This is a genomic window from Streptosporangium sp. NPDC000095 (assembly GCF_042899335.1).
GTDB lineage: Bacteria > Actinomycetota > Actinomycetes > Streptosporangiales > Streptosporangiaceae > Streptosporangium.
Genome location: NZ_JBIAZS010000014.1, coordinates 211,489 through 236,019, shown reverse-complemented (window position 1 = coordinate 236,019; position 24,531 = coordinate 211,489). Strand labels below are relative to the sequence as shown.

Annotated in this window: 18 protein-coding genes; 8 read left to right on the top strand and 10 right to left on the bottom strand. The window is 70.8% G+C overall.

Annotation, left to right across the window (positions count from 1 at the left end; translation table 11 throughout):
- Nucleotides 1–164 precede the first annotated feature (164 nt).
- Both ACFY3V_RS28815 and ACFY3V_RS28810 read left to right on the top strand, forming a co-directional pair.
- The gene (locus tag ACFY3V_RS28815) at nucleotides 165–1,358 is read left to right on the top strand and encodes an FAD-dependent oxidoreductase (RefSeq protein ID WP_362897821.1); all 1,194 of its coding nucleotides are present in this window, start codon (nucleotides 165–167) and stop codon (nucleotides 1,356–1,358) included.
- Between the two features lie 166 nt (nucleotides 1,359–1,524).
- Complete coding sequence (locus ACFY3V_RS28810; RefSeq protein WP_362897823.1) at nucleotides 1,525–2,202, top strand: DoxX family protein; 678 nt, start codon at nucleotides 1,525–1,527, stop codon at nucleotides 2,200–2,202.
- Between the two features lie 240 nt (nucleotides 2,203–2,442).
- On the opposite strand, the gene ACFY3V_RS28805 is transcribed toward ACFY3V_RS28810, so the two are convergent.
- A complete protein-coding gene (locus ACFY3V_RS28805; protein WP_362897825.1) occupies nucleotides 2,443–3,072 on the bottom strand; it encodes a TetR/AcrR family transcriptional regulator in 630 nt (209 codons plus the stop codon).
- A gap of 102 nt (nucleotides 3,073–3,174) precedes the next feature.
- Here ACFY3V_RS28805 and ACFY3V_RS28800 point away from each other — a divergent pair, with 102 nt between their 5' ends.
- Entirely contained in the window at nucleotides 3,175–4,707 is a 1,533-nt protein-coding gene (locus ACFY3V_RS28800; RefSeq protein WP_389777884.1) for an FAD-dependent monooxygenase, read from the top strand.
- 116 nt (nucleotides 4,708–4,823) lie between these two features.
- On the opposite strand, the gene ACFY3V_RS28795 is transcribed toward ACFY3V_RS28800, so the two are convergent.
- Nucleotides 4,824–6,407, bottom strand: coding sequence for an MFS transporter (locus ACFY3V_RS28795; protein WP_389777882.1), 1,584 nt, complete (start codon nucleotides 6,405–6,407; stop codon nucleotides 4,824–4,826).
- Between the two features lie 275 nt (nucleotides 6,408–6,682).
- On the opposite strand from ACFY3V_RS28795, the gene ACFY3V_RS28790 reads away from it, so the two are divergent.
- Complete coding sequence (locus ACFY3V_RS28790) at nucleotides 6,683–7,183, top strand: DinB family protein (RefSeq protein WP_362897831.1); 501 nt, start codon at nucleotides 6,683–6,685, stop codon at nucleotides 7,181–7,183.
- A 385-nt stretch (nucleotides 7,184–7,568) separates the two neighbouring features.
- On the opposite strand, the gene ACFY3V_RS28785 is transcribed toward ACFY3V_RS28790, so the two are convergent.
- Nucleotides 7,569–8,204, bottom strand: coding sequence for a hypothetical protein (locus ACFY3V_RS28785; RefSeq protein ID WP_362897833.1), 636 nt, complete (start codon nucleotides 8,202–8,204; stop codon nucleotides 7,569–7,571).
- 301 nt (nucleotides 8,205–8,505) lie between these two features.
- Here ACFY3V_RS28785 and ACFY3V_RS28780 point away from each other — a divergent pair, with 301 nt between their 5' ends.
- Complete coding sequence (locus ACFY3V_RS28780; protein WP_389777880.1) at nucleotides 8,506–10,557, top strand: sensor histidine kinase; 2,052 nt, start codon at nucleotides 8,506–8,508, stop codon at nucleotides 10,555–10,557.
- A complete protein-coding gene (locus ACFY3V_RS28775) occupies nucleotides 10,554–11,207 on the top strand; it encodes a response regulator transcription factor (protein WP_362897837.1) in 654 nt (217 codons plus the stop codon). The genes ACFY3V_RS28780 and ACFY3V_RS28775 overlap by 4 nt, the downstream gene beginning before the upstream one ends.
- Before the next feature lie 270 nt (nucleotides 11,208–11,477).
- Here the strand turns inward: ACFY3V_RS28775 and ACFY3V_RS28770 are convergent, their stop codons facing one another.
- The 6 genes from ACFY3V_RS28770 to ACFY3V_RS28745 all read right to left on the bottom strand — a co-directional run bounded on the left by ACFY3V_RS28770 (nucleotide 11,478) and on the right by ACFY3V_RS28745 (nucleotide 22,010).
- Nucleotides 11,478–13,496, bottom strand: a complete 2,019-nt coding sequence (locus ACFY3V_RS28770; RefSeq protein WP_389777877.1) for a hypothetical protein — start codon at nucleotides 13,494–13,496, stop codon at nucleotides 11,478–11,480.
- Entirely contained in the window at nucleotides 13,493–14,626 is a 1,134-nt protein-coding gene (locus ACFY3V_RS28765) for a VWA domain-containing protein (RefSeq protein ID WP_389777875.1), read from the bottom strand. Before ACFY3V_RS28765 ends, ACFY3V_RS28770 begins: the two co-directional genes overlap by 4 nt.
- Before the next feature lie 89 nt (nucleotides 14,627–14,715).
- Nucleotides 14,716–16,977 carry a DUF5682 family protein gene (locus tag ACFY3V_RS28760; protein WP_389777873.1) on the bottom strand — a complete coding sequence of 754 codons (2,262 nt, stop codon included), beginning with the start codon at nucleotides 16,975–16,977 and terminating at the stop codon, nucleotides 14,716–14,718.
- A 2-nt stretch (nucleotides 16,978–16,979) separates the two neighbouring features.
- The gene (locus tag ACFY3V_RS28755) at nucleotides 16,980–18,065 is read right to left on the bottom strand and encodes an AAA family ATPase (RefSeq protein ID WP_389777871.1); all 1,086 of its coding nucleotides are present in this window, start codon (nucleotides 18,063–18,065) and stop codon (nucleotides 16,980–16,982) included.
- On the bottom strand, nucleotides 18,062–21,400 hold the full coding sequence (locus ACFY3V_RS28750; protein WP_389777869.1) for a DUF4132 domain-containing protein: 3,339 nt from the start codon (nucleotides 21,398–21,400) through the stop codon (nucleotides 18,062–18,064). Before ACFY3V_RS28750 ends, ACFY3V_RS28755 begins: the two co-directional genes overlap by 4 nt.
- A 154-nt stretch (nucleotides 21,401–21,554) precedes the next feature.
- Nucleotides 21,555–22,010: a hypothetical protein gene (locus ACFY3V_RS28745; RefSeq protein ID WP_389777867.1), complete on the bottom strand. Its 456-nt coding sequence runs from the start codon at nucleotides 22,008–22,010 to the stop codon at nucleotides 21,555–21,557.
- Nucleotides 22,011–22,224: 214 nt separating this feature from the next.
- Here ACFY3V_RS28745 and ACFY3V_RS28740 point away from each other — a divergent pair, with 214 nt between their 5' ends.
- Nucleotides 22,225–22,962, top strand: a complete 738-nt coding sequence (locus ACFY3V_RS28740) for a TetR/AcrR family transcriptional regulator (protein ID WP_389777865.1) — start codon at nucleotides 22,225–22,227, stop codon at nucleotides 22,960–22,962.
- Nucleotides 22,963–23,038: 76 nt separating this feature from the next.
- On the opposite strand, the gene ACFY3V_RS28735 is transcribed toward ACFY3V_RS28740, so the two are convergent.
- Nucleotides 23,039–23,638: a TetR/AcrR family transcriptional regulator gene (locus tag ACFY3V_RS28735; RefSeq protein WP_389777863.1), complete on the bottom strand. Its 600-nt coding sequence runs from the start codon at nucleotides 23,636–23,638 to the stop codon at nucleotides 23,039–23,041.
- A gap of 55 nt (nucleotides 23,639–23,693) precedes the next feature.
- Here ACFY3V_RS28735 and ACFY3V_RS28730 point away from each other — a divergent pair, with 55 nt between their 5' ends.
- Nucleotides 23,694–24,491, top strand: coding sequence for an SDR family NAD(P)-dependent oxidoreductase (locus ACFY3V_RS28730; RefSeq protein ID WP_362897846.1), 798 nt, complete (start codon nucleotides 23,694–23,696; stop codon nucleotides 24,489–24,491).
- Nucleotides 24,492–24,531 lie beyond the last annotated feature (40 nt).

Genomic DNA, 24,531 nt, shown 5'->3' with positions numbered 1-24,531 from the left:
AACCAGCGAGACACCGTCCAGCACGCAGCAGGGCACCCACGGCAGGTATGCGGATCGCCGTACACGTGATCGTCCGCGCGGCGGCCACTTCGTGAGGGAAGACCGACTCCGCTCATTCGCAAAGCCTCAAGAACCGCCTGAAGTCGAGAAGGAAAGGCCTCGCCATGTCCACGCACGAAGACCACACACCCCGCAAGGTCGTCGTCATCGGTGGTGGTTACGCCGGAGCACTCGCGGCCAACCACCTGCGGATGCGTGCCGACGTCGACATCACCCTTGTCAATCCCCGCCCGGATTTCGTCGAACGAATCCGGCTGCACCAGTTCGTGGCCGACACCGGCGAGGCCACGGTGGACTACGGCTCACTGCTGGGAGAGGACATCCGGTTGGTGGTCGACAGCGCCACGCGCATCGACGCCGCCGCCCGCACAGTGCGGCTGGCGTCGGGGCGCGCGCTGGTCTATGACTACGTCGTCTACGCCGTCGGCAGCATCGCGGCGATACCGTCATCGGTATCCGGAGCGGCCGAATTCGCTTTCCCCATCGCTGAACTCGAATCCGCCCAGCGGCTGCGCGCCCGGCTGGCCGAGTTGCCGTTCGATGCTCCGGTCACTGTGGTGGGCGCCGGATTGACCGGCATCGAGACGGCCGCCGAGCTGGCCGAACAAGGACGCACGGTCACGCTGGTGTGTGGCCGAGCCCTCGCGCCGACACTGAGTGTTCCCGCTCGCCGATCCGTGGCCACGTGGCTGTCCCGGCACGGTGTCACCGTGCTCGGGGCCGGCGTGGTGACCGAAGTCCGGCCGGATGCGGTGGTTTTGGGCGACGGTGAGATGCGTGCGAGCGCACTGACCATCTGGACGGCCGGTTTCGGCGTACCGGATTTGGCGTCCGTGAGCGGGCTGCGGACCGACGCGCTTGGCCGGCTGCTCACCGACGAGACGCTGACCAGCGTCGACGACGACCGCATCGTCGCGGCCGGGGACGCCGCCGCGCCGTCGGGCCGGCCGCTTCGGATGAGCTCCCAGGCCGCTCAGCCGCTCGGGGTGCAGGCTGCCAACACCGTGTTGAGCCGCATCGCGGGAACCGAACCGGCAGTGATCGACCAGGCCCTCACCGGATCGTGCGTCAGCCTCGGCCGGCGCGCCGGCATACGGCAGCTCGCCCGCAAAGACGACACGGCGGTGAACCTCTACGTCGCCGGGCGCATGGCCGCAGTGATCAAGGAGGCGACCTGCAGGCTCGGGGTGTCGAGGATCCGCCGTGAGGCCCGCAAGCCGGGTTCCGGCTTCTGGCCCAAGGGCGGCCCACGTCCCGAGCAGCCCGCCTCCGCTCCGCGCGGGGTCGCGTCCCCGTGACCACCGACGAGCACCCCGGACGGTTCACGGGGGTTGACGAGCATGCGGGCGAATGTCGCGTTCAGCGGCCCCACCGGGCCGGCAGCCCTGGCCGGCCACTTCGTTGTGGAATCGATCGCCACCTGCGACTTCGAACCGAAGTCGCTCGCAACGCAAGGAGAATCTCATGAACATGGCGGACCGACGTGACGAGGAGGCCGCGATGCGAACTCGAACGACCATGACGTTCCAGCACGCGACGGGCGAGAAGCCGACCTCCGCAGCACGAAGCGGCTGGAATCGGGGCAGGATCCGCCCTGTCGCCTTCTGGGCCACCACGTTTGTCATCGTCTTCGAGTTGGTTGCCGGATCGGTGTGGAACCTTGTGCCGATCGAATGGGTGGAAGCCCAGTTACGCCACCTGGGATACCCCGAATTCTTCGCCTATGTTCTGGCCGCGTGGCAGGCGGGCGCGGCCATCGCGATCATCGCGCCCGGGCTGCCGCTGATCAAGGAATGGGCGTACGCGGGCGCCTTTTTCCTGTGGTCGAGTGCCGTGGTGTCGCATCTGACGGTCGGCGACGGTCTTCGGACGTGGGGGGTGCCGCTGGTGTTCGGGGTGTGCGCCGTCGCGTCGTGGGCGCTGAGGCCCGACGACCGCAGGCTCCCGGGGACGCGGTTCCGGCGGGAGCGCCGTACCGACGCCGGACAGGATGAGGCAGGTCCGCCGGAAGCCCGCACTCGCGCCTGGGCCGTTCCGATCGGGCTCCTTGTCGTTCTGTATGCCGTTTCGTTCCTCACGCTGCCCGCGGCCGAAGCCATGACGCACGGGTGGGCGGTTGAGCTCGGCTGGATCGACGGGTAACGGTCCGTCTCCGTCGCGTGCGGCACCGTTGCGGGCGCACGAAACGGTGCCGCACGCGACGGAGACGGTTCGCCCGCTCTCGCCCTTCGGCTTGATGAACAGCCCTCCGCCCACACGCTCAGAGCAGGATGCCAGGTCGTAGGTGGCACCGTTGGCGCGGCCCACACCCGCCCACACGCCTCAGCGCGGGATGGGGCGTCCTTGGCGTCGTCCGGCGCACGGAGACCCGCGCGGGAGCCGTCATCCCGGCACACCACGCCCATCGCCGACGCCCACGCAGAGCGGAAGTGCCTGGATGATCAGCTTGCTCGTCGTTTCGACGCAGGAGTCGTCGACGGTCCGGCCGGTGTTGAGGACGCGCCACTGGGTGAGCCCGACCAGCAGGTCGAGGGCGAGGTCGAGGTCGAGGTCGGCGGGCAACTGGCCGCGTTCCATCGCGCTCCTCAGCAACCGCTCGCACGCGGCCCTGCGCGGTTGCCGGATCGCGGTGTCGAACGCCTCGGCGAGTTCGGGGTTGCGAGCGGCCTCGGCTGTCAGATCGAGCACGATGCACATGACCGCGGGATCCGACAGCGTGTCCGCCACCGCTCGGACGTAGGCTCGCACGTCGCCGTTCAGGTCGCCGGCCCCGCCGACCGGGACCTGCCGGGAGGCGACGACGTCGATGAGGTCGACCACCATCTCCTCTTTCGACGACCACCGCCGGTAGAGCGCGGCCTTTCCCGTACCGGCCCGCCGGGCCACCGCGCCCATTGACATCCCGGCATAGCCTGTCTCCGCCAGTTCGGCGACCGCCGCCGCGAGGATGGTGTCGGTGACTGTCCGGCGCAGTACGGCTGCGCCGCGACCACGCGGGCGGATCTCGGCCATGTCGGCGACATTAACACGAGACGGAACGGTTGCGTCCCAGCTTCTGGGCCGCTTATCCTCCAAACGGAACGGATAGGTTCCGTTCCGGAATCGGGGGAAGACATGACCGACGTAGACGTACTCATCGTCGGAGGCGGACCGACCGGACTGACGCTGGCCTGCGAGCTGGCCCGGCGCGGCGTCACCTTCCGGGTGATCGACAGATCTCCCGAATTCCACCGTCAGTCCCGGGGCAAGGGCATCCAGCCGCGCAGCCTGGAGGTGTTCGACGACCTCGGCGTGGTCCAGGACTTTCTGGACGCCGGGGCGTCCGAGATGCCGGCGCGGATTCACATGGACCGCCGGTTCGTCGCGGAGCTGCACCTCCTGGCCGGTGTCCGCCCGCGGCCGGATGTGCCGTACCCGACGCTCGTCCTGCTGCCGCAGTGGCGCACCGAGCAGATCCTCCGCGCCCGCCTGGCCGAGCTGGGCGGCCACGTGGAGCGCGGCCTGCGACTGGCCGACCTCAAGCAGTCCGACAGCCAGGTCGTCGCACGGCTCGCCACGGGTGAGATGATCCACGCCTCCTACCTCGTAGGCTGCGACGGCGGCGGTAGCGCGGTACGCGAGGCCGCCGGGATCACCTTCCCCGGGCTGGTGTCGGAGACCGAGCACTACCTGCTCGGCGACGTGGAGGTCGACGGTCTGCCCCGCGACGGCTCCTATGTCTGGTACGCAGCGGACGAGTCCTCCGTGGGCCTCGCGCTGCTGCCCGGTACGCTGTCGTGGCAGTTCGGCCTCACCGTACGCCCTGGCGAGGAGGGCGCCGGTCAGGAGCCCTCACTTGAGCTTTTCCAGCGCCTGTTCGAGCAGCGCACCGGCCGGACGGACGTGCGCCTGCACAACGCCACCTGGCTGTCGCGCTTCAGCTACAAGGTACGGCTCGCCGACCGTTACCGTGCCGGCCGCGTCTTCATCGCCGGAGACGCCGCCCACGTCCACCCGATCGCGGGCGGGCTCGGCATGAACACCGGCATCCAGGACGCCTACAACCTCGGCTGGAAGCTGGCCCTCACGGTACGCGGCCAAGCCCCCGACAGCCTGCTCGACACGTACGAGCTGGAGCGCCGCCCGGTGGCCGAATCCGTGCTCAAGGCCAGCGGCGCCGGCATGACCGCGCTGTTCTCCACCAAACCTCTGATGACCTTCCTGCGCGACCGGATCATCCTGCCGCTGATGCGCAGCCCCGCGGTGACCAGGACGATCGTCGGCAGGACCTCCCAGCTCAACGTGAACTACCGCGCCTCCGAGCTGTCGGTCGGCGACAAGGGCAAGGTCCGTCCCGGTGACCGGGCGCCCGACTCGCCGTGTCGGCACCCGGTGACCGGCGAGCGGTCGCGGCTGTTCGACCTCTTCCGCGGCTCCCACTTCACCCTGCTCCAGTTCGGCGCGGTGACGCCGGATCCGGCCGAGCGCCTGAACAGACTTCACGGCGACGACATCCGCGTCTACCGGCTGGAGCCAGGACCTCCGAGCAAGCGCTACGGCGCCGGCGGGGGCACGCTCGTCCTCGTCCGGCCGGACGGCTATGTGGCCGTACGGACCCGGTCAGCCGATGCGGTGGTCGACTACCTGAGGACGATCCTGGTCACCTGAACCGGGACGAACCGCCGGCCGGTCGGTGCCGTCCTCGGCGGAGGTGACCTCCGGACCGAGGATCTCCCGCCGGCCGCCGGCGTTGGCCGCCGTGGCCCCCGGCGCATGCGGTCCGATCAACGTCCTGTGGTCGGCTTGGGGCCGACTCTGCCGCGCCCGAGCATGACCGCGACCGTGACGGCCATGACCGCCACGATCGCGGCGCTGACCAGGGCGCTCAACTGGAATCCCGCGGTGAACGCCTGACGGGCCGCGCCGAGCAGCGTGTCCCCGAGCCGGTCGGGGAGCATGCGACTCGCCGCCACAGCACCGGCCAGGCTCTCCGTCGCGGCGGACGCGGCCTCCGCGGGGAAACCCACCACAACGCCGCCGCTCATTTCGTCTCGATAGACCGCGGTGATGGCGCTGCCGAGAACGGCGATGCCGAGTGCACCGCCCAACTGGGGAGCGGTCGAGGAGATCGCCGAGGCGGCGCCGGCCTGCTCGGGCGGCGCGACACCCACGGCCATGTCGGTGGCGAGCGCCATCATCGGACCGAGCCCGGCGGACACGATGACGGCCCCGGCCACCAGGATGGCCAGGTCGCCTGTCCCGGCTGTCATGCCTACCGGCGGGACGCCCACCTGCGCGACCACCACGAAGCCGGTGGCGGCGAGAGCCAGTCCGACCGCGATGACCGGTCCCGGGGCCGTCCATCGCACGATCCTGGAGGCCAGCGTCGACCCAATGATCACCCCGACCGCCGAAGGCGCCGTCCACAGACCCGCCTCCAGCGGAGAGAGTCCGCGTACCAACTGCAAGTACTGCGCGAAGGCGTAATTGAAACCCCACAACACGAAGATGCCGAACGCCAGCGTGGCCACCGCGGTGCTGAACGCTCGGTTCGCGAACAACCTCAGGTTGATCAACGGGTCGCGGAGCGCACGCTGCCTGCGTACGAAGATGACGGCGAACAGCAATCCAGCCGTGACGGAGAACACGGGCAACGGGCCGGGACCGTCGGCGGCCATCTGTTTGAGACCGTAGACCGCCACCAAGACCGCGGCCAACGACAGTACTGCGCTGATCGGGTCCAACCGCCCTACCCCGGCATAGCGTCGCTCCGGCAGCAGGATCGGCCCCAGCACCAGAAGCAGCGCCATCACCGGCACGCCGAGCAGGAACACCGACCCCCACCAGAAGCGCTCAAGCAACCAGCCGCCCACGAGAGGCCCGATCGCGGTACCTCCGGACACACTCGCGATGACGATCCCGACGGCGACGGTGCGTTGCCGCGGGTCCCGGAACATGGCGACGGTCAGGGAGAGCACGGACGGCATCAACGTGGCACCGGAGATTCCGAGCAGTGCGCGGATCGCGATGAGCGCACCCGCGCTGGGCGCGTAGGCCGCGAGCACGGAGGCGATGCCGTACGCGGCCGCACCGATCAACAGGAGTCGTCGGCGGCCGATCCGGTCGCCCAGCGTACCCATGGTGATCAGCGATCCGGCGAGCAGAAAGGCGTAAACATCCACGATCCACAACAGCTCAGCGCTGTCGGCCGCCAACGCCCTGCCGATGGCGGGCAACGCCAGATGGGTCACGGTCAATTCGAGGGAGGCGAGGAAAGCGGGGAGGGAGAGAACGGCGAGCCCGATCCACTCTCGTCGCCCAGCGCGGTCAAGGACAGTCGGGTCGGGGTCCGCAGAAGATCTTGTCACTCATCAATCATGAAACCTCAACCAAAGATGAGGTCAACCTTCAGCCCGTGGGCGCGACCAAGTCTCCTTCCGATGCCAGGGGCTCACCATCGGACAACCCGCCGCCCGCGCCGACGTCGCAGAGACCAGGTGGTGTGCCGGACTCACCGCCCGCGCCGACATCGCAGGGACCACATGGTGTGCCGGACTCACCGCCCGGATCGGTCAAGCTCCCCCTGAAGCGTCGATGCCCGCGTCACCGGGCTGTCGCCGGCGACGGCGGATAGGTTGTGTCCGTGATCGACACGCGCGTTTCGCCGCCCTTCATCGGTGACGAGTTCACCATGCTCACCAACTGGCTCGAATGGCACAGGGCCACCCTCGCCGTGAAATGCGCTGGCCTGACGGACGACCAGCTGCGCCTGCGCTCCGTGCCGCCCTCGGCCATGTCCCTGCTCGGCCTGGTCAGGCATATGGCACACGTCGAACGCGGCTGGTTCCGCCGCGTGTTGAACGGCGAGGACATCCCCAAGCTCTGGGACAAGGACCGCGACAACGACGCCGACTTCAACGAGGCCGACACCGCCTCCGTCGAGGAGGCCTTCGCCACCTGGCGATCCGAGATCGAACACGCCCGCGTCATCTCCTCGGCCAAACCCCTGGACGCCTTCGGTGACCGCAACGGCCAGGAGTGCACCCATCGCTGGATCCTCGTCCACATGATCGAGGAGTACGCCAGGCACAACGGTCACGCGGACCTGCTGCGCGAGCGCATCGACGGTGCCACCGGCGAATAACGAGCCCGGTGCGAGATCGGGGAGCCGGTTCCGGCCGCGATCGTCAGACGGCCCGGAACGCCGAGTATGACCAGGCCGCCGAGCGGCCCGGAACGCCCGGCACCTGACCATGCCGCCGCACCACGAGAGCGACCAACCTGGTACGCGACCGGATCATCCCTGCCGTCCGTTGCCGCGTGATCCTCCGCGGTCGGGCACGAGGTGCTCGTTTCATGTCGGAAGGCCGGGCCGCATCGCGCGGCCCGGCCTTTCTGCGGGGTCCTGTCCCCCTGACTCGGGGTCCCGGCCTCATGGATCGGCTGCTCCTGTGGATCGAGGACTCGCCCCCCGTTGTTCGGGGTCCTGCTCCCGTGGCGACGGACGCCGTGCTGCCAAAGGGGCGTACTCAGTTCTCGCCGCGTACCAGTTCGGGGCGGAAGGCGATGATGAGTCCGAGGGTGGTGTACCCCACGAGCAGGTGGGTCGCGGCGACGACGCCTCCGAGCGAGGCGCCGAGGATTCCCATCGCGGGGATGGACACGATCGCCCAGCTCTCGGCGACGAGCGGCCAGACGCGGGCGAGTCCGCGCCACCGACCGGCCACCACGACCTTGATGCCGATCACGAACATGCCCAGCATCGAGAGCGGCCAGAAGATGTCGAGGATGCCCAGCCAGAGCGTGTCGCGGGCGGCGGGGAAGAGACCGTGGATCAGGCTCCACACCATGGCCGGGGCGAGCAGTACCCGTTCGACCACCAGCATGACGCGGGCGGTGCGGGTCACCCCGATCGCACCGGTGCGGCTCATGAGCGTGATGAGGGCCCAGAGGCCGAACTGGAACGCCAGGCCGCCCAGGTCGGTGAACGTCCAGCCGATCTCGGAGGTGGGCTGGAAGCCGTAGACGAAGCTGGAGGCCGACCAGATGAGCGCCCCGGTGGAGAGGCACAGGGCGAGGCGGCGCACGGTCGATTCGGACGGCTGCGCGGACGAGCCGGCGTCGCGGGTGGTCTGCTGCGTGTGATCGCGGAGGGTCTCGGTCATCGTTCTTCGTTCCTTGTCCGGTTCGGCGGTACGGAGCACCGCGTACGGTTCGGCGGTACGGAGCACCGCCTGCAGTTGGCGGTACGGAGCACCGCGGTGACAAGGACGATCCTGGTGATCCGCCGCCCCAGGCCGTCAGGGCGTCGTGTCCCGACTCCGGACCCCTCTGGTGTCCCAGGACAAACAGGACGCGCGTCCTAGGGACATCCCATCCCTGGTGAGGCACACTCATCGGGTGCAGTTTGTGATGGTTTGCCGGTCTTTACGATCAAGGCCCGGCCTCGCGTTCCTCGTGGTCGCCGTGATCATCGCGGTGGCGGCGGCGCTGCTGGACATGCGGGTGCCGCAGGCCCACCGCACCGTGATCGACCTGCGGCCCGGCGGATTCGACGCGATGGCGGGTGTCGCGCTGGCGGCGGCCGGCACGGTGGTGCTCGCCAGGTATCCGCGGCATCTTCTCGGCTGGCTGATGTCGGCCTTCGGCCTCTGGTGGAGCGTGGACGGACTGGCCGCCACGTGGCTCGCCTACGCCACCGTGGCCGCTCCCCCGCTTTCCGGCGCCTCCGCGGCCTTCTACATCTATCACCGGCCCGGGGCCGCCCTGGCGCTGCTCCTCCCCCTGGTGCTGTTCCTGTATCCGGAAGGGAGACTGCCCCAAGGACAGTGGCGGGTCGTCTCGCTGGTCAGCCTCGCCATGACCGCCCTGCTCCCGCTCACCCTGATCGCGGCCCCGTCCGGCATCGCCCAGGACACCTCCGGCGCCGGGCCGATGCCCGCGCCGCTGCGGACGCTGAACCTCGACCCGCTCTACCTCCCCCTGCCGGACGAGGTCTGGACCGGACTGCTGCTGGTCGCGCAGTTCTGCCTCCCCCTGAGCCTGATCGCGCCGTTCATCCTCGTGGTGCGGCGCTACCGTACGGCGACCGGGATCAATCGGATGCGCATGCGCTGGCTGCTGTGGGCGGCCGTGGTCGACCTGATGGTCATGCTGGCGTTCCGGCTGCTCCCCAGCTGGTTCGGCTCCGTCGGCATGACCGTCGCCGTCACCCTCACGGCCGCCTCGGTCGCGATCGGGATCGCGCGCCCCGACCTCGTCGACATCGACCGGCTGCTCGGCGGGACCGTCGTCTACGGCATCCTGCTCGCGCTGACCACCGTCCTCGACCTGCTCGTCCTCGGCGGCGTCGGCCGGTTGCTCGGGGCACACCTGAACGAGGGCGAGCGCCTGGTCCTCGCCGTCTTCGCGGTCGCGATCATCTACGCACAGCTACGCCACCGGCTGTGGCGGCTGGTACGGCGCCGGGTGGTCGGAGACCGGGACGACCCCTACCAGGTGATGTCCGGCCTCGCCGAACGGCTGGAACGCACCGACGACTCCGAAGCCCAGCTCCACACCCTCGCCAGAACGGTGGCCCAGGCCTTCCGCACCCAGTACGTGGGCGTGGAGATCACCCAGGTCAACGGCGAACGACTGCTCGTCGAAGAGGGCGAACCTCCCACCGAGACCCGCGCCCTGCCCATCACCTATCGGGGTGAGCGGATCGGCCGCCTGTTGCTGCCCCGCCAGGCCGCCCGCCTCAACCGTCTCAGGGACAGCGACGAACGACTCCTCGCCGACCTGGTCCGCCAGGCCGCCGCGGCCACCCGCGCCGTACGCCTCGCCGAGGAACTGCAGCAGAGCCGCGAACGCATCGTCTCGGCGGTCGAGGACGAGCGACGACGTCTGCGCCGCGAACTCCACGACGGCCTGGGACCGACCCTCGCCGCGGTCGCGTCCCTGATCGACACCGCGAGGATCACCGGGCGCCGGTCGGCGGAGAAGGCCGACCCGATCCTCGGGCTCGCCCGCCAGGAGCTCACCGGCATGCTCACCGAGGTGCGGCGGCTGGTGCACGGCCTGCGTCCGCCCGCTCTCGACGACGTCGGCCTGGTCGGCGCGATCCGCCAGTTGGCCGAACGGCTGCGCCCCCCGGAGCTGGCCGTACGCGTCGAGGAGCACGGTGATGCGGCCGGCCTGCCGGCCGCGGTCGAGGTGGCCGCGTACCGGATCGCCTCGGAGGCGGTCACCAACGTGGTCCGCCACGCCCGGGCCGGCGAGTGCGTCGTCACGCTCACCCGCGACGTCGAAGCCGGATGCCTCGACGTGGTGATCGTCGACGACGGCGTCGGCTTCGCCGCCGAGGCGGTGACCGGCGTGGGGCTGGTGTCGCTGCGCGAGCGGGCCGCCGAACTCGGCGGCTCGGTGAGCGTGGGCCCCGCGACACCGGGCGGTACGCGAGTATGGGCGCGGCTGCCGTTGGCGCCGTCCAGGCAGGCACCGGCACTGATCACCACTGGAGAAAGCGGGATATGAGCCCCGAACAGCCGATAAGAGTCCTCGTGGTGGACGACCACCCGGTGTTCCGTGAAGGCTTCGCGGCACTGCTCGGCAGCATCGACGAGGTCGAGGTCGTCGGCACCGCCTCGTCCGGCGTCGAAGCCCTCGAACAGGCCGCTCGGGCAGAACCCGACGTGGTCGTGATGGACGTACAGATGCCCGGTATGGATGGCATCGAGGCCACCCGCCGCCTCCTCCAGGAGCGCCCCGGGATCGGCGTCGTGGTGCTCACCATGTCCGAGGAGGACGGCACCATCTTCGACGCGCTGCGCGCCGGCGCCCGCGGTTATCTCCTCAAGGGCGCCGAACCCGACGAGGTGGTGCGCGCGATCACCACCGTCGCGGGCGGCGGCGTGGTCTTCGGCGCGGTGCTCGCCTCACGCATCGCCGACTTCATGACCGGGAAGCCGCAGACCGGCACCACGGCGTTCCCCGGCCTGACCGCGAGGGAGCACGAGGTCCTCGACCTGGTGGCCGCCGGTCTGTCCAACGGCCAGATCGCCGCACGCCTGTTCCTGTCCCAGAAGACCGTACGCAATCACGTCCACGCGGTCCTCACCAAACTCCAGGCGGCCGACCGGGCGGAGGCCATCATCCGCGCGCGGGACGCCGGCCTCGGCCGCTGAAGTCCCCGGAGTCCCTGAAGCCGCTGAAGCCGCGAAGTCCCTGAACCCCTTGAAGTCCCCCGCCATTCGTGATCGGAACCTGTCCACCGGCGCCTCCTGCGCCCGGACCGGCGGCGGGCCACCACCGTCCGGGGCATATCGGCGTCCGGTAGGACCCGATGCCCATGGCGACCTGGAAGACCAACCTGTCCGGGATGGAGGCGGCGAAGGCGGAGGTGGGCAGCGTCGTCATCTGACGCTCCACGATCCGCACGGCGGCCGCTCCGGCGGTCAGCAGAGATCGAGAGCGAGCTCCAGGCGCAGGTACGCGTCGGCCCAGGTCTGCTCGGTCGCCTGGTCACGGCCGTGGGTCAGCGTCGCCCCGAAGGCCGTGACGGCCTGCGCGACGCGGTGCAGTCCGAGCGCGGTCAACCGCTGCGCCGCGTCCGCGAGCCGATCACCATAACTCGGGGGCAGGTGGCTCAGGCCCCGGTGGGGCGCTTCCGCGAGGAGATCCCGAGTGTCGGCCAGGGCCGCGAGCAACGGTTCGCGTGGGGTCGCGTCGGCGACCGCGAGCCCGACGGAGCTCCCGGCGGGCCGCAGGTCGGGGACGATGACCCGATCTTCGACCGCCAGGCCGACCGGTTCGATGACGACGCTTCCGGCGGTTCTGCGCACGATGCCGCTGACGAAACGCAGCTCACCTTCCGTACCGGCGAACACGGCCGCCAGGGCGTCGAGGCGTCCGGGTGCGGCGCTGGTGTGGGTGGCGGCGACGGTGACGGGGTTGCCCGCCCGATCGGTGATCACGGCGTCGAGACGCTGGTCACCGGGAGTGTAGGTGACGGACTCCACCCCGGCCACGGCGACGACCCGGACCAGTTCCGCTTCGACACGCGGACGGATCGGCTGCGGGGGGAGGGCGTCGAGCTCGCGGGCGAGGCCGGTGAAGTCGGTCGCCACCAGTGACGGTGGTAGTTCGTCCCAGTTGCCCCGCGAAGGGCTGACGGTGGTCTTGGCGATCCGTCCTGTGGCCAGCCGCACCGTCCGGTTGGCACTGCGGACCGCGGATTCGGTGACGAGGTTGCCGGCGGCGAGCGCGCCCAGCGTGGTCGTGGCGACCCGTCGCCGGGACAGCTCCGCGCCGTCGGCGTCGCCGTCCCAATGACGGCGAAGCACGAGCACCATGGAACCGGCACCGTGGACGAGATACACCTCGGCGATCCGCTGGTTGCCGAGGGCCCGGATCCGGCAGCCGAGACTGTCGAGCCGGGCCCGGCGCAGGGGTGTCTCCGCGGCCTCCGCGGTGCCCAGCACGCTGCTGCGCAGGGTGGCGTTCGGGCGGATCACCGCACGGTGGCGGGCGTGCAACTCGGCGATGTGACCGGCGAGCAGTTCCGGACGGTAGTGGGCACCGCGGTCGTGGTAGGCGGCCAGTTGCTCGGCGAGGTCGTCGACGGCCAGCAGCGGCCAGCGCAGACCGGCGTCGTCAAGGTGGCGACGCACGTCGGCGACGGTGGTCTCCAGGCTCTGCCCAAGATGCGTCGCGCCCTCGTGCAGGACCGTGGCGGCCAGCGTCAGCGCCCGCTCCAGCCCGGAGCCGGTTCCTGCTTCGACGCCGCCGACGTCGACCCGCACGTCGGGCACCTCGGGATGCCTGTCGTCGGCGGCGCGGAACGCCCACACCGCCAAGGCGACGACCTCGTCGCGGTTGCCCGCGACGGTGTCGGTGTGCACGAAGCCAAGGTCGCCGGGGACCAGGAAACGCACGGTCGCCGTGGCGAGCTCGACCTGAGGCACCGGATTCGCGGCGGTGGCGCGACGGACCCTGGCGGTGTATCCGGCCTGCTCGGCACGGCGGGCGGCGGCCATCATGCGGGTGCCGATCCTGGCGGTGAGTTCGTCGTCGGTCACCTGCCCCGGACTCCAGGGCACGGGCGGGCGGCCGGGTGGGCGTTCCACACCGGGTTCGCCGACCTCTTGACCGGCTGAGAGATCCTCACCCGGCTGGTCGGCACGCCGGGCCGGGAGCCCTTCACCCGGTCGGCCGGCACGCTGGTAGGCCAGGATCACGCCGACCAGGTGGCGGCAGATGCCGGTGGCACCGCAGGTGCACCGCCCCGCGTCGAGGCCGCCGGGAGGCAGACTGGCGGCCGGGCCGTCGGGAAACTCGCCGTGCACCGTACCGTCGGGGTCGGCGCGCAGTCGTGGCGCGACGCTGTCGAGTTCCCTGGTGGCTCGTTTGACCAGGCCACGATTGGTGAGTGCGGCGAGGGAGTCGGCGGTGAGCGCGAGCAGGTCGGTCCTCATCGGCCCACGTGCTCCGCGACGAAGGCGGCCAGTTCGCCAGGTGTCATCGCGCCCACGTGCGCCCCGACGTTCGCCAGGCGCTGCGCCAGCTCCCGGTCGTAGTCGGGGTTGGCCTGCTCGTCGAGAGCGGCCAGGCACAGCACCTTGGTGCCCTGCTCCACCAGGTCTCGAACGATGCGCACCAGCCGATGGGGAGCGCCGCCCTCGTAGAAGTCGGAGATCAGCACGACGATCGCCCTCCGCGGCTGGTCGACCAGGTCGGCGCCGTACGCCGTCGCGCGGGCGATGTCGGTGCCGCCGCCGAGCTGGACCTTCATGAGCAGTTCCACCGGATCGTCGACGTCGGCGGTCAGGTCGACGACCTCGGTGTCGAAGGCGACCAGGTGGGTGCGCACGCCGGGAAGCCCCCACAGGCACGCCGCGGTGACCGCCGAGTGGATCACCGAGTCGACCATGGACCCGGACTGGTCGACGAGCAGGACCACCTGCCACTGCTCAAGGTGGCGGCGGGTGCGGGTGAAGAAGTACGGGGTCTCGATCACCACCTTGCCGGTGTCCGGCCGGTAACGGCCCAGGTTGGCGCGCAGGGTCCGGGTGACGTCGAAGTTGCGGGCCTGCCGCAACCGGCCGGGACGGCGCGCCTTCGTGCCGGAGAACGCGGTCCGCACCTCGGTGGCGAGCTTGTCCGTCAACTGCCGGACGACCGTCTCCACGATCCGCCGGGCCAGCCGCAGCACCTGTGGGTTCATCAGGTGTTTCGTGCGCAGCACGGCCTTGAGCAGGGCCTGGTTGGGTTCGATGCGCTCCAGTACGGCCGGGTCGGTCACCACGTCGTGGATCTCGTAGCGTTCGACCGCGTCGCGTTGCAGCCGCTCGACCGTCTCCTTCGGGAACAGCCGGGTGATGTCGTCGAGCCAGTCGACGGTGGTCGGCGTCGATGCGCCGGTGCCGCCCTCCCGGGAACCGCCGCGCCGTACACCCCGTTTACGCAGGTCGTCGTCGCGGCCGTAGAGCCAGTCCATGGCCGCGTCGCGGGCGCCTGCCTGCGCGCTGAGCCTCTCTCCGCCCAGGCAGGCTTCGCCGGACTCACCGAGCAGCAGCCGCCAGCGTTCGAGGACGGGATCGATCATGAAACTTCCTTCGTCCTTGTGACCGGAACAAGCGTGGTCATGATGTGATCAGTCCCTCCCGGCGGAGCATCGCGTCGACCCGCTCGTCGTCATGATGTGATCAGTCCCTCCCGGCGGAGTGCCGCGTCGACCCGCTCGTCCAGTGCCATCCCGGCCGCCACCAGCTCCGGTCTCGCATCGAGCCGCATCAGGTCCCGGCTGGAGCCGGTGCGCCACCGGACCAGGCGGTTGGCGATGATGTGCCGTTCTCGGGGCGGGAAGTAGCCGAACGCCTGGCGCAGCGCCGGCAGCGCCACCAGGAAGTCATGGTCGGTCATCGCCCCCAGCAGTTCGTCGAGCAGCTCCAGCATCCCTGCGGTGTGCAGCACCTCCTCACGGGCCAGTGCGAACAGCCCGGCCAGCCAGTCGCCCGCCGAGGCCGGGGTGAACGCGCCGCGTACCGCCCGTGTGGGGTCGGCGTGCGACTGGCCGGCCGCACCTCGCAGTGACCAGCCCAGCCCGAACGACGCGCCCCGCAGGTCGGGCGGCGCCTCGTGACAGGCGGCGATCCGGTCGGCGACCCCCAGAGCCGCCCGGGTGTCCAGTTCGAGCGGCGTCGCGGCGTGGATCAGGACGTCGCGGACCGCGATCATGGCACCGATCCGCCCGAGGTCGGCCGGTGCCGGACCACCCCGCGCCCCCTCGGCCAGCCACAGTGCCCGGCGGGTGGCGGCCGCGATGACCGTACCCAGCGTGGTGCTACGGCTGGTCCGGAACATGTCATCGTGTCGCCACATCGCCAGGACGACGGTGAGCGTACGGCCCAGCGACCCCAGGTCGGCCGCCGCGCCGACGGCCCGCGTCAGGTCGTCCAGCACCCGCCCGGTCAGCTCGCCGATGCCGCACACCGCCGCGTCGAACAACAGGCGGGCCAGCTGATCCAGGTCGCCGGTCGTGACCTTCTCCGACAGGGCGGCGGCGGCCGCCTCCCTCGGGTCCACGCCGTAGCCGCCGGCCTCGATCAGGGCGGGCAACCGGTCGTCGGCGTCGGTGAGCGTCCACTGCTCGACCAGCACCGGAGGGCCTGCCAGGTGCGGTCCGGACTCGCGCGCCAGGCCGGGGATCGCCAGGACCCGCAGCCTGTGCAGCAGCCTGCTGCGCTCTCGGTCGATCTCCTTGCCAAGGTCGAGACGCACCTCACCGGAGCCGTCCAGACCGTGGCGGCACAGCTGCTCGGTGACAGCGTGCACCAGCGGCGGCAGCGGCGTCGACGGGTGCAGCCGGCCGACCCGGTCACCGCTGAGCGCCGCGACCATCTCCACGATCGCGGGATGGTTGCCCGCCCGCAGCCGCCCGCGGGTCGCCCAGGGCAGCGGAACCTCGAGCGCCTCGTTGACCAGGGCGCTCGCCAGGCCGTCCAGTACGTCGACCCGGGCCGGATGGCGGTGACCGCGCACCAGCGCCAGCCCGTCCGCGGTGACCCGGGCGGCGATCAGGTCCGCGGTGGACACCTGCAGGCTCCGCGCGCGCAGCCGTACCGCCACCGCCTCGGTGAGTCCGCGGGCGGCCTCCGCCGGGCCCGACTCCCACAGCCGCTGGTAGTAACCCGGCGACGGCATGCCCGACTGGTAGCCGTCGAAGGCGTCCAGCCGCCGGAAGGAGTACGGCACCAGGTAGCTGCCGACGACCGCGTCGTCGGGTGGTTCCGGCAGCTCCGGCCAGGTCCGCTCACCCTGCTCGCTCAGCCGGATCAACGCGGGGCGGTGGAAGCCGCCGGTGACCACGACGACCGGCCGCTCGCCCGCGTCGGCGACGGCGGCTCGGATCCACCGCGCCATGTACGCCTCGCGGGCCATGTCGTCGGTGCCGGGCTCGGCGTCACCACGCACCAGGTCGAAGTAGGTGGCCAGCCGTTCGGCCAGCCCGTCGGCGGACTCGATCTCGAACAGGTGGTCCCACAGGGCGTCCACGTTGTCGACCGCGAAGGTACGGCACAGCCGCTCGGTCACCTCGGCGTAGCGGGCCTCGGCGTCGGCGTAGCGGTTGTGGACCTCGGCCAGCGCCGGATGCCAGGCGGGCAGGTCGATGAAACGCGTCTCCGCACCGACGGCGTGGCCGACGGTCAGCGCCGTCCACTCCGGGGAGTACTCGCACAGCGGCGCCCACGAGCCGTGTCGGCGCTGCGCGTCGCGGTAGCCGGTGTACACCGCGATCGGCAGCTCGTGCCCGAGCAACAGTTCCCCGAGCCGGTGGTTCATGTCGGCCGGGCCCTCGATCAGCACGTACGCCGGCCGCAGCGCCGAGATGGTGTCGGCGACCAGCCGGGCACAGGCGGGACTGTGGTGCCGGACACCGATGAACGTCGCGGTCATCGTCAGCCCGGCAGCAGGTGACGGGCCTCGTACAGGGCCTGCCACTGGTCGCCGCGCCGCCTGCCGGCCTGCTGCTCCAGATATCTGCGGAGCTTCGCCAGGTCCTCGGGATTGTCCTTGGCCGCGGTCCCCGCCAGGCACGACACCAGGTCGGCCGCCGTGCCGGACTCACCGCGCAGGAACCAGCCGCGCAACCCGACGGCGTGCGCGACCGAGACGGCCTCGGCGGTGCTCATCACCCCGGACAGCCGGTCGGTGGCGTCACCCCGCCTGGTCTGCCCCTCGCGCAACTCGCGGAAGGCGGTGACCAGAACCTCCAGCACGTCACGCCGGGGCGGCGCGCCGACCCCCGAGCGCCGCAGGAGCGCCGCGGCCTCCGCCTCCACCAGCGACAACTCGGTGTCGAAGTCGGGAATGGGGAAGACGGTCTCGAAGTTGAAGCGCCGCTTGAGCGCGGCGCTCATCTCGTTGACGCCTCGGTCGCGGGTGTTGGCGGTGGCGATCACGGTGAAGCCCTCCTTCGCGAACACCATCGACTCCGGCCCGGTCAGCTCGGGTATGGAGAGAACGCGGTCCGACAGCGGCGACAACAGGCAGTCCTGCACCTCCAACGGGCATCGGGTGATCTCCTCGAAGCGCACCACCTTGCCTTCGGCCATGCCGCGCAGCAGCGGAGCGGGCACCAGCGACCGTGTCGACGGGCCGTCGGCGACCAGCAGCGCGTAGTTCCACGAGTACTTGATCTGGTCCTCGGTGGTGGCCGCGCCTCCCTGAACGGTGAGCATCGATGTGCCGCTGACCGCTGCGGCGAGCAGCTCCGACAGCAACGACTTCGCGGTGCCCGGCTCACCGACCAGCATGAGCCCTCGATTGGTCGCGAGGGTCACCAGGGCTCGATCGATCAGTGACGGGTCGCCGGCGAACTTGCGGCCGATGCCGAGTTTCTCGTCGCCGACGACGAAGCGCCGGGCGGCTCGCAGGCTCAGCGCCCAGCCGGGCGGCCGGTCGCCGTCGTCGGTTTCGCGCAGCCGGGCCAGCTCGTCGGCGTAGCGCACCTCGGCCGGAGGCCGCTGGATGTGGTCGTTCATCGGATGAGCTCCCGCAGGTCGCGCATGATCTCGGAGGCGGCGATGGGGTCGAGGCCGTCGAAGTTCTGCCTGGAGACATGCAAGGTCTGCTCCTCCTGCATGTCGACGTAGCCGATGGCGACACCGGGTTCGAGACCGACCGTGAAGGTCCTGCCCCCGGGAAGGTCGCGCTCGATCCAGCCCTGCCAACCGGCGTCCTGCGGATGACCACGCCGCCAGGCCCGTCGTTCCAGACCGAGCACCCGGCCGGTCGGGATCTTGGTGAATGCGTCCGGGTCGAAGTCCGCGGCCGAGGTGTAGACCTCCCGGCCCAGCTGCGGGAACGGCTGCAGGATCTCGTAGTCGGCGAACATTTCCGCCCAGGCGCCGAGGGTCTCGGTCAGCTCCAGCGGATGCGCCACCCCGATGAGCACACCGTCGGGCAGGGTCAGCGTCTCGTCCTCGACGTCGGCGAAGCCGCGGTCCTCGGCCACGCGCAACGCGCCGAGCGGCTTACCCGAGGAGTCGTAGTATCCCCAGACCAGCCGCCGCACGATGTGCCACAGCAGCGGGTGGCCGACGAACAGCCGGGCGAAGTCCTCCGCGCTCCAGCGCCGCTGGTCCACCATGGCCTGCTCCAGCCGGCGGATGTTGTCGGCGGCCACGGTACGGACATCCTTCTTCAGTCCGGCGAAACGCCGGTGGGCCGCGGGCGCCAGCTCCGCGTCGTCCTTGGCGCCCGGCTTGGGCAGGCTCTTCAGCCGCTTTCCCCCGGAGTCGACCACATACGGCTTGAGCTGCTCGTCGAAGCCGACCACGAACTTCCTGGCGCCGTAGTCGAGGGTGAGGCTGCCGTCGGCGGCCAGGCCGAAATCCGGCACCAGCCGGTCGGCGAGCTCCTGAGGCTCCAGGCCGAGTTCCGTGGCGACCTCGGCCATCTTCTGTCGGGCCCGGTTCTTGAGCCCGCTGAACTTGACCTTCTCCGCGATACCGTGCAGGTGCATCAGCGCGACCTCGGACCCGAGGGTGGCCAGGATGTCCAGACCGGCGACGGCCCGGCTGTGCCCGCCCTCCCCGGGCCAGATCCGGATCAGCGGGGTCAGTCTGCGGACGGTCTCGTCGTCACCGAGTAACGCGAGCGCGTCCATCATCCAGCTCTCCTTGGACGGGTACCCGGCCATCTGCCACCGCTGGAAGAGCGCCCAGGCGAAGTCCGCGAGACTCCGGCTGTCGCAGGCGTCCTTGACCAGGGAGATGCCGGCGTACGGGTCACCGGGCCGGGAGATCGCCAGCATCGTCATCACGTGGCGAGCCGCCTCGATCGACAGCGCCTCGGCGCCACCGCGCAGCCGGACACGGGTCAAGATCGCCGGATCGGCCCAGTCGGGCAATGCCGGGATCTTGCCGGGGAGCGCGTCGAGCGGGTCGCCCACCAGCAGGTCGGCGATCGCGGCTTCGGCAGCCGGGCCGTACCCTGTGGCGGCCTGGGTCACCGCGTCGCGGTTGCCGCCCGCGACCAGCGCCAGCAGGGCCTGCTCGGCCTGCCGGCGGGCCGGACCCGGCTTGCCCAGGGCCTGCGGAACCAGCGCCCGGGCGGCGGCAGCGGGGTGCCGCGTCAGCCAGGACAACGCGGTGGCCCGCACCGACTTCAGCCGGGTCAACCACTCGGCCATCAGCACGGCGATCTCCGGGGCGGCGAACGGGAGCAGCGCCGAAGCGATCGGCCCGGGGTTCTTCCTGGCGCTGTCGACCGCCATGGGCAGCGCGGCCAATTCGAAGCGGGCGAGCACCACCCGAATCCAGTCGGAGGCGCCCCACAGGTCGGCCGGGCGCCACATCTCGATCAACGGCCCGGCGAGTTCCTCCGGTCCGGCCGTGAACAGACTCACCTCCTGATACCAGGGAACGTTCCTCACCCCGGCCCCGGCGATGCTCTCGGCGGTGCGCTTCCAATCGCGGTCGCCGTAGCCGCTCCAGTAGTGCCCTGGAGCGGAGAGCCAGGCATCGCGCTCGCCCGCCCCCCACACCACCTTCGGCTCATCCGCGCACACCAGGCCGCCCACCACCACCGGCTTGCGAGCCGTACGCCGCCGCGTCCACGGCGGGCTGACCAGCACCTCGGGCAGGGCCTCCGGCGGGGCGACGGCGACCGCCGCAGCGGTCGAGATCGCGCTGACGCGCCGCGCGGCGGCATCGCCCAGCTCCGCCGACACCTCGTCCACCAGCTCGGGGTGGGCCAGCACGTGGGCCCGCAGCAGCTCATCCACCACCTTTCCGCCGGAGGCGGCCAGCATCCGCATCGCCCGGCGCGGGAAGCGGGCCGCCGCCCGCAGAAGCGCCGGCTGGGTGTGCCTGTGCTCGATCCGGTCGATCAGCGCCCGCATCGCCTCGTCGGTCGGCAACTCGGCGATCACCGCCAGCAGCCGCCGCTGCTCCTCCTTGCCGTAGGCGCCGTCGAACCATCCGGCCAGGACCGGTACGGCCGCGGCGCCCATGCCGTCGACGAGCGTGGCCGGCAGGGCGAGAGAGTGGGCCACCTGGTAGACCGAGACGTGATCCACGATCAGCGCCACCTGGGCAGGGGTGCTGATCGCGGCGATCAGGCAACCGGCGAAGCCCGAGCCGAGGCCCACGGCTTCGGCGCAATCCGCGTCCACCCAGTCGATCTCGGTCGGCGCCAGGTAGGACGCGGCCATCCGATGGTGCGGGCCCTTCTCACGGCACCGGGCCAGCGCGGCCACCACCTCGGCGTACTCGGCGTCCGACGTCGCCGCGACGGCGGCGCGGACCCGCAGGGGCAGCTCCGCTCGGTTCCAGTCCCACCAGCGACCGGGGCGGTCGGTCGCGCCCAGCCGCTGGATCGGCAGGGCGGAGCGCGTGCCGCTGTTGTAGTGGTAGTGGTCACCGCCGCACTTCACCGAGTTCAGCTCCGCCACCGCCACCGCCGCGAACACCGGGCCTCGCTCCAGCAGCCAGGTGTCGGCGAACGCGAGCAGCGCCGTCGTGTCCTGCCAGCCCACGTGCGCGCCCACCACCTCCGCGGCCACCGCGGCGCCCAGCGGGGTCACGTTCCCTGCCAGGTACGCCGTGGCCGCTTCGACGATCTCCGGATCGGAGCACAGCTCCAGGGAGTCGAGGATCGTCTTCCGGTACTCGGCCAGTGTCGCGGCGACCGTCGCCGGTGCGCCCGCATCCGGCCGCTTCACGGTGACCGCCACGCCGCCCCGCCGTGGATGAAGGCCGCGTACCCAGCTCGCCGGCATCGTGAAGAGGTCTTCGTCGGCGGTCTCGGCGGGTCGCCGTTCCGGTGTCGGCGCGTCGGGCACGACATGGGTCGGCGTCCGTTCCATGGTCATGGGGATACCTCGCAAGGGTCTGCGCGTCACGCGCTCAGGTGGCACGGGACAAAGTAGCCACGCATGCCGACAAACTCCGGAGCGCACACCCTGACCAGGAATGATGTGGGAACCTCGTCTCGTACGAAGCCGGTCGTGCGCGGACCCGCTCCGGTCACCCGGTCGAGGTCGCGGGCCGGCGGCCGTCGGCCGACTCGGAGGCACCGGTCCGCCAGCTGATCCAGCCTCGGCAGAGCACGTACGCCACCGCGGTCGTCGTCACGACGAAGAGGTCGATGAACGCGGTCTGCATCGCGTCGGGCTTGTCCCACATGACGAAGCAGTAGACGGTGATCGCGCCCTTCTGGAAGAGCAGAAGCTCCCACAGGCCCCACTGCCTGCGCGGTGCGACGGCGAGGATGGCCCATAATCCCGCGAAGACGATGTAGGCGAACGTCCGCCAGGCCTCGGTGACGAGGCGGTCGTCGGAGAAGCTGTTCATCAGGAAGATCCCGTTCGCGAACGGGACGAGCGTCGCGGCCGCGTTGACGGCCATCAGCGTGCGCCCGATCCGATCCGCCACGGGGGACGGGCGTCCGGCGGTGGCGGGGACACCGGTTTCAGCGGTCATGAGAACTCCTTGTGGTGAGGGGTATCGCCGCGGGTCGAGCACCGCGGACCGGCCGTGATCGGCGTCCACGGCCGGACGGAGGGCGCCGGACGACGGCACCGGACGGCCGTGTGCTGTTCGGCGACGGCCATGACAACGACGCTAATGACGTCGTCCCGGATTTGGCAGTGCCAGATTTACCTAACAGCGTTAAGCAGACAGTACGGTGTCGGGCATGACGGACGACTCCGCGACGCCCGACGCCGGCCCGGTACCGCTCCGCCAGCGCCGGCGGGCCACCGCGACCCGCGAGATCCTCGACGCGGCACAGGAGCAGATCGCGCTGCACGGCCCCTTCGGGCTGTCCCTGCGATCGATCGCCCGCGGTCTCGGCATGACGGTGCAGGCGCTCTACCACTATTTCCCCAGCCGCGACGAGCTCGTCACGGCACTGATCACGGAGGCGTACCACGAACTCGCCGACACCGTACGGTCGGCGCTCGACGGCGCACCGCCGCATGGCGACCTGCCGAGGTTCGTCGTCGCCGCGGAAGCCTTCCGCAGATGGGGTCTGGACAACCCCTCACGGTTCCAGCTCATCTACGGGACACCGCTGCTGCGTTACGAGGCGCCCGCCGACGGCCGCACGACCGCCGGTGCCCGCAGGATCGCGGCCCTCTTCCACCGGGAGTTGTTCGGTGCGTTCACCCACGAGCAACTGGGCCGCACCGAGGTTCCACCGCTGAGCCCGGCGCTACGTGCCCGCCTCGAGCAGATGCCGCCCGAGATGATCGGCGGGCTTCCACCGCAGGCCGCCGCCCTCTTCGTCAGCGTCTGGGGCCACCTGCACGGTCTCGTGGTTCTGGAGGTGTTCGGGCACACCTCCTTCATCGGCCCGCTGCAGGCGGAGATCTTCCGCGGCGCCATGCACAACCTGTTCTCCGACGCGCAGCGGCGGATACCCGCCGGCTGACCCTGGCCCCACCTGAGCCGAAGGCCACCTTTTAGCAGGTCAGGAAGGGTTTATCGGCCGGGAGGGCGGGGGGACGTCAGCAGTCCTCCCCCATCGTGGCGCGGGTCTGCTCGGCCGACAGCGGCGGGACGGGCAGCGGCCGGGCGGCGACGGCGCGCAGGCCGTCCAGGGCGAGGGCGAGGTGCCGCCGCCAGGCCCCCGGCGCCACCCGGTACGTCGCCTTGATGATCGCGGTCACGCCCCGGGCCACGAAGGCCACGTCGGCGAGGGTGATGTCGTCGCGCAGCTCCCCGGATCGCTGCGCGCGTTCGAGGATCCCGCTCATCAGGCCGTACCCGCGCTCCCAGTCCACGGCCGCCCCGCGCGCGGCGAGCTCGTTGTAGCCGAGGTCGACCGCCTGTAGCTCGCACACGCCGGTCAGGAACGCGACGAACCCTTCCCAGGCGTCGTCCATCGCCAGCGCCTGCTCGGCCAATCCGTCCACGATCGCCATTCGATCCGCGAAGGCCGCGTCCACCAGGGCGCCCCGGGTGGGGAAGCGGTTGTAGAGCGTCCCGATGCTCACCCCGGCCGAGCGGGCGATCTCTTCGAGCGGCACGTCGAGCCCGTGATCCGCGAACAGCCGCCGGGCCGCCCGCAGGAGTCGCTCCCGGTTCTGTGCCGCGTCCTTGCGCATGCCCTCGATCCTAGCTAAGTTGAGGTCGATCTCAACTTGAGGAGTGCCTCAACTTATGACCCGGACCATCGTGATCACCGGTGGCACCAACGGCATCGGCAAAGCCCTCGCCCGCCACTACGCCGAACAGGGCGACCAGGTCGTCGCCGTGGGCAGCACCGAGGAGGGCGAACGCCGCCTGCGCGAGGCGGCGCCAAGCGCCCGCTTCGTCAGGTGCGACCTCGGCTCACTCGGTCAGACCCGAGACCTGCTGAAACGGCTCAACGCCGAGTACCCGGCGATCGACGCGCTGGTGATCGCCGCATACCGGCACAATCCGGTGCGGGTGGAGACCGAGGACGGATTCGAGCGCACCTTCGCCCTCTACGTGCTCAACCGCTGGCTCATGGCGGAAGGGCTACGTGGCCCGCTGGAGAAAGCACCGGCACCGGTGATCGTCAACCTGTGCGGTGCCGGGCAGGGCAGCCGGATCCACTGGGACGACCTCCAGATGAAGAACAGGTACCGGGGATTCGCCGCGACCCTGCAGGGAGCCAAGGCGTGCGAGTTGCTGGGGACGGTCTACGCCTCCGAGCGCATCAAGTACGTGCTGTACAACCCGGGCGTCGTCGCGACCGCACTGCACGAGCCCTTCAGGCAGCCGATGCGCGGTCTCGTACGGGCGGCCTCCGCGGTGTTCGCCCAGCCGGTCGCGAAGGCCGTACCGCCGATCATCGCGCTCATCGACGAGCCGCCGGCCGAGCCGCTCACGGTCTGGAAGAGGGGCAGGACCGTCGATCTCACGGTGGACCCGGACGAGGCGTCGCGCCTGCGGGAGACCGTCCGCGACCTGGCCCAGCCCGCCCTCCGGTAAAGGTCATCGGAGGATGACGCGTTTCCGAGCCGGCCGGGAA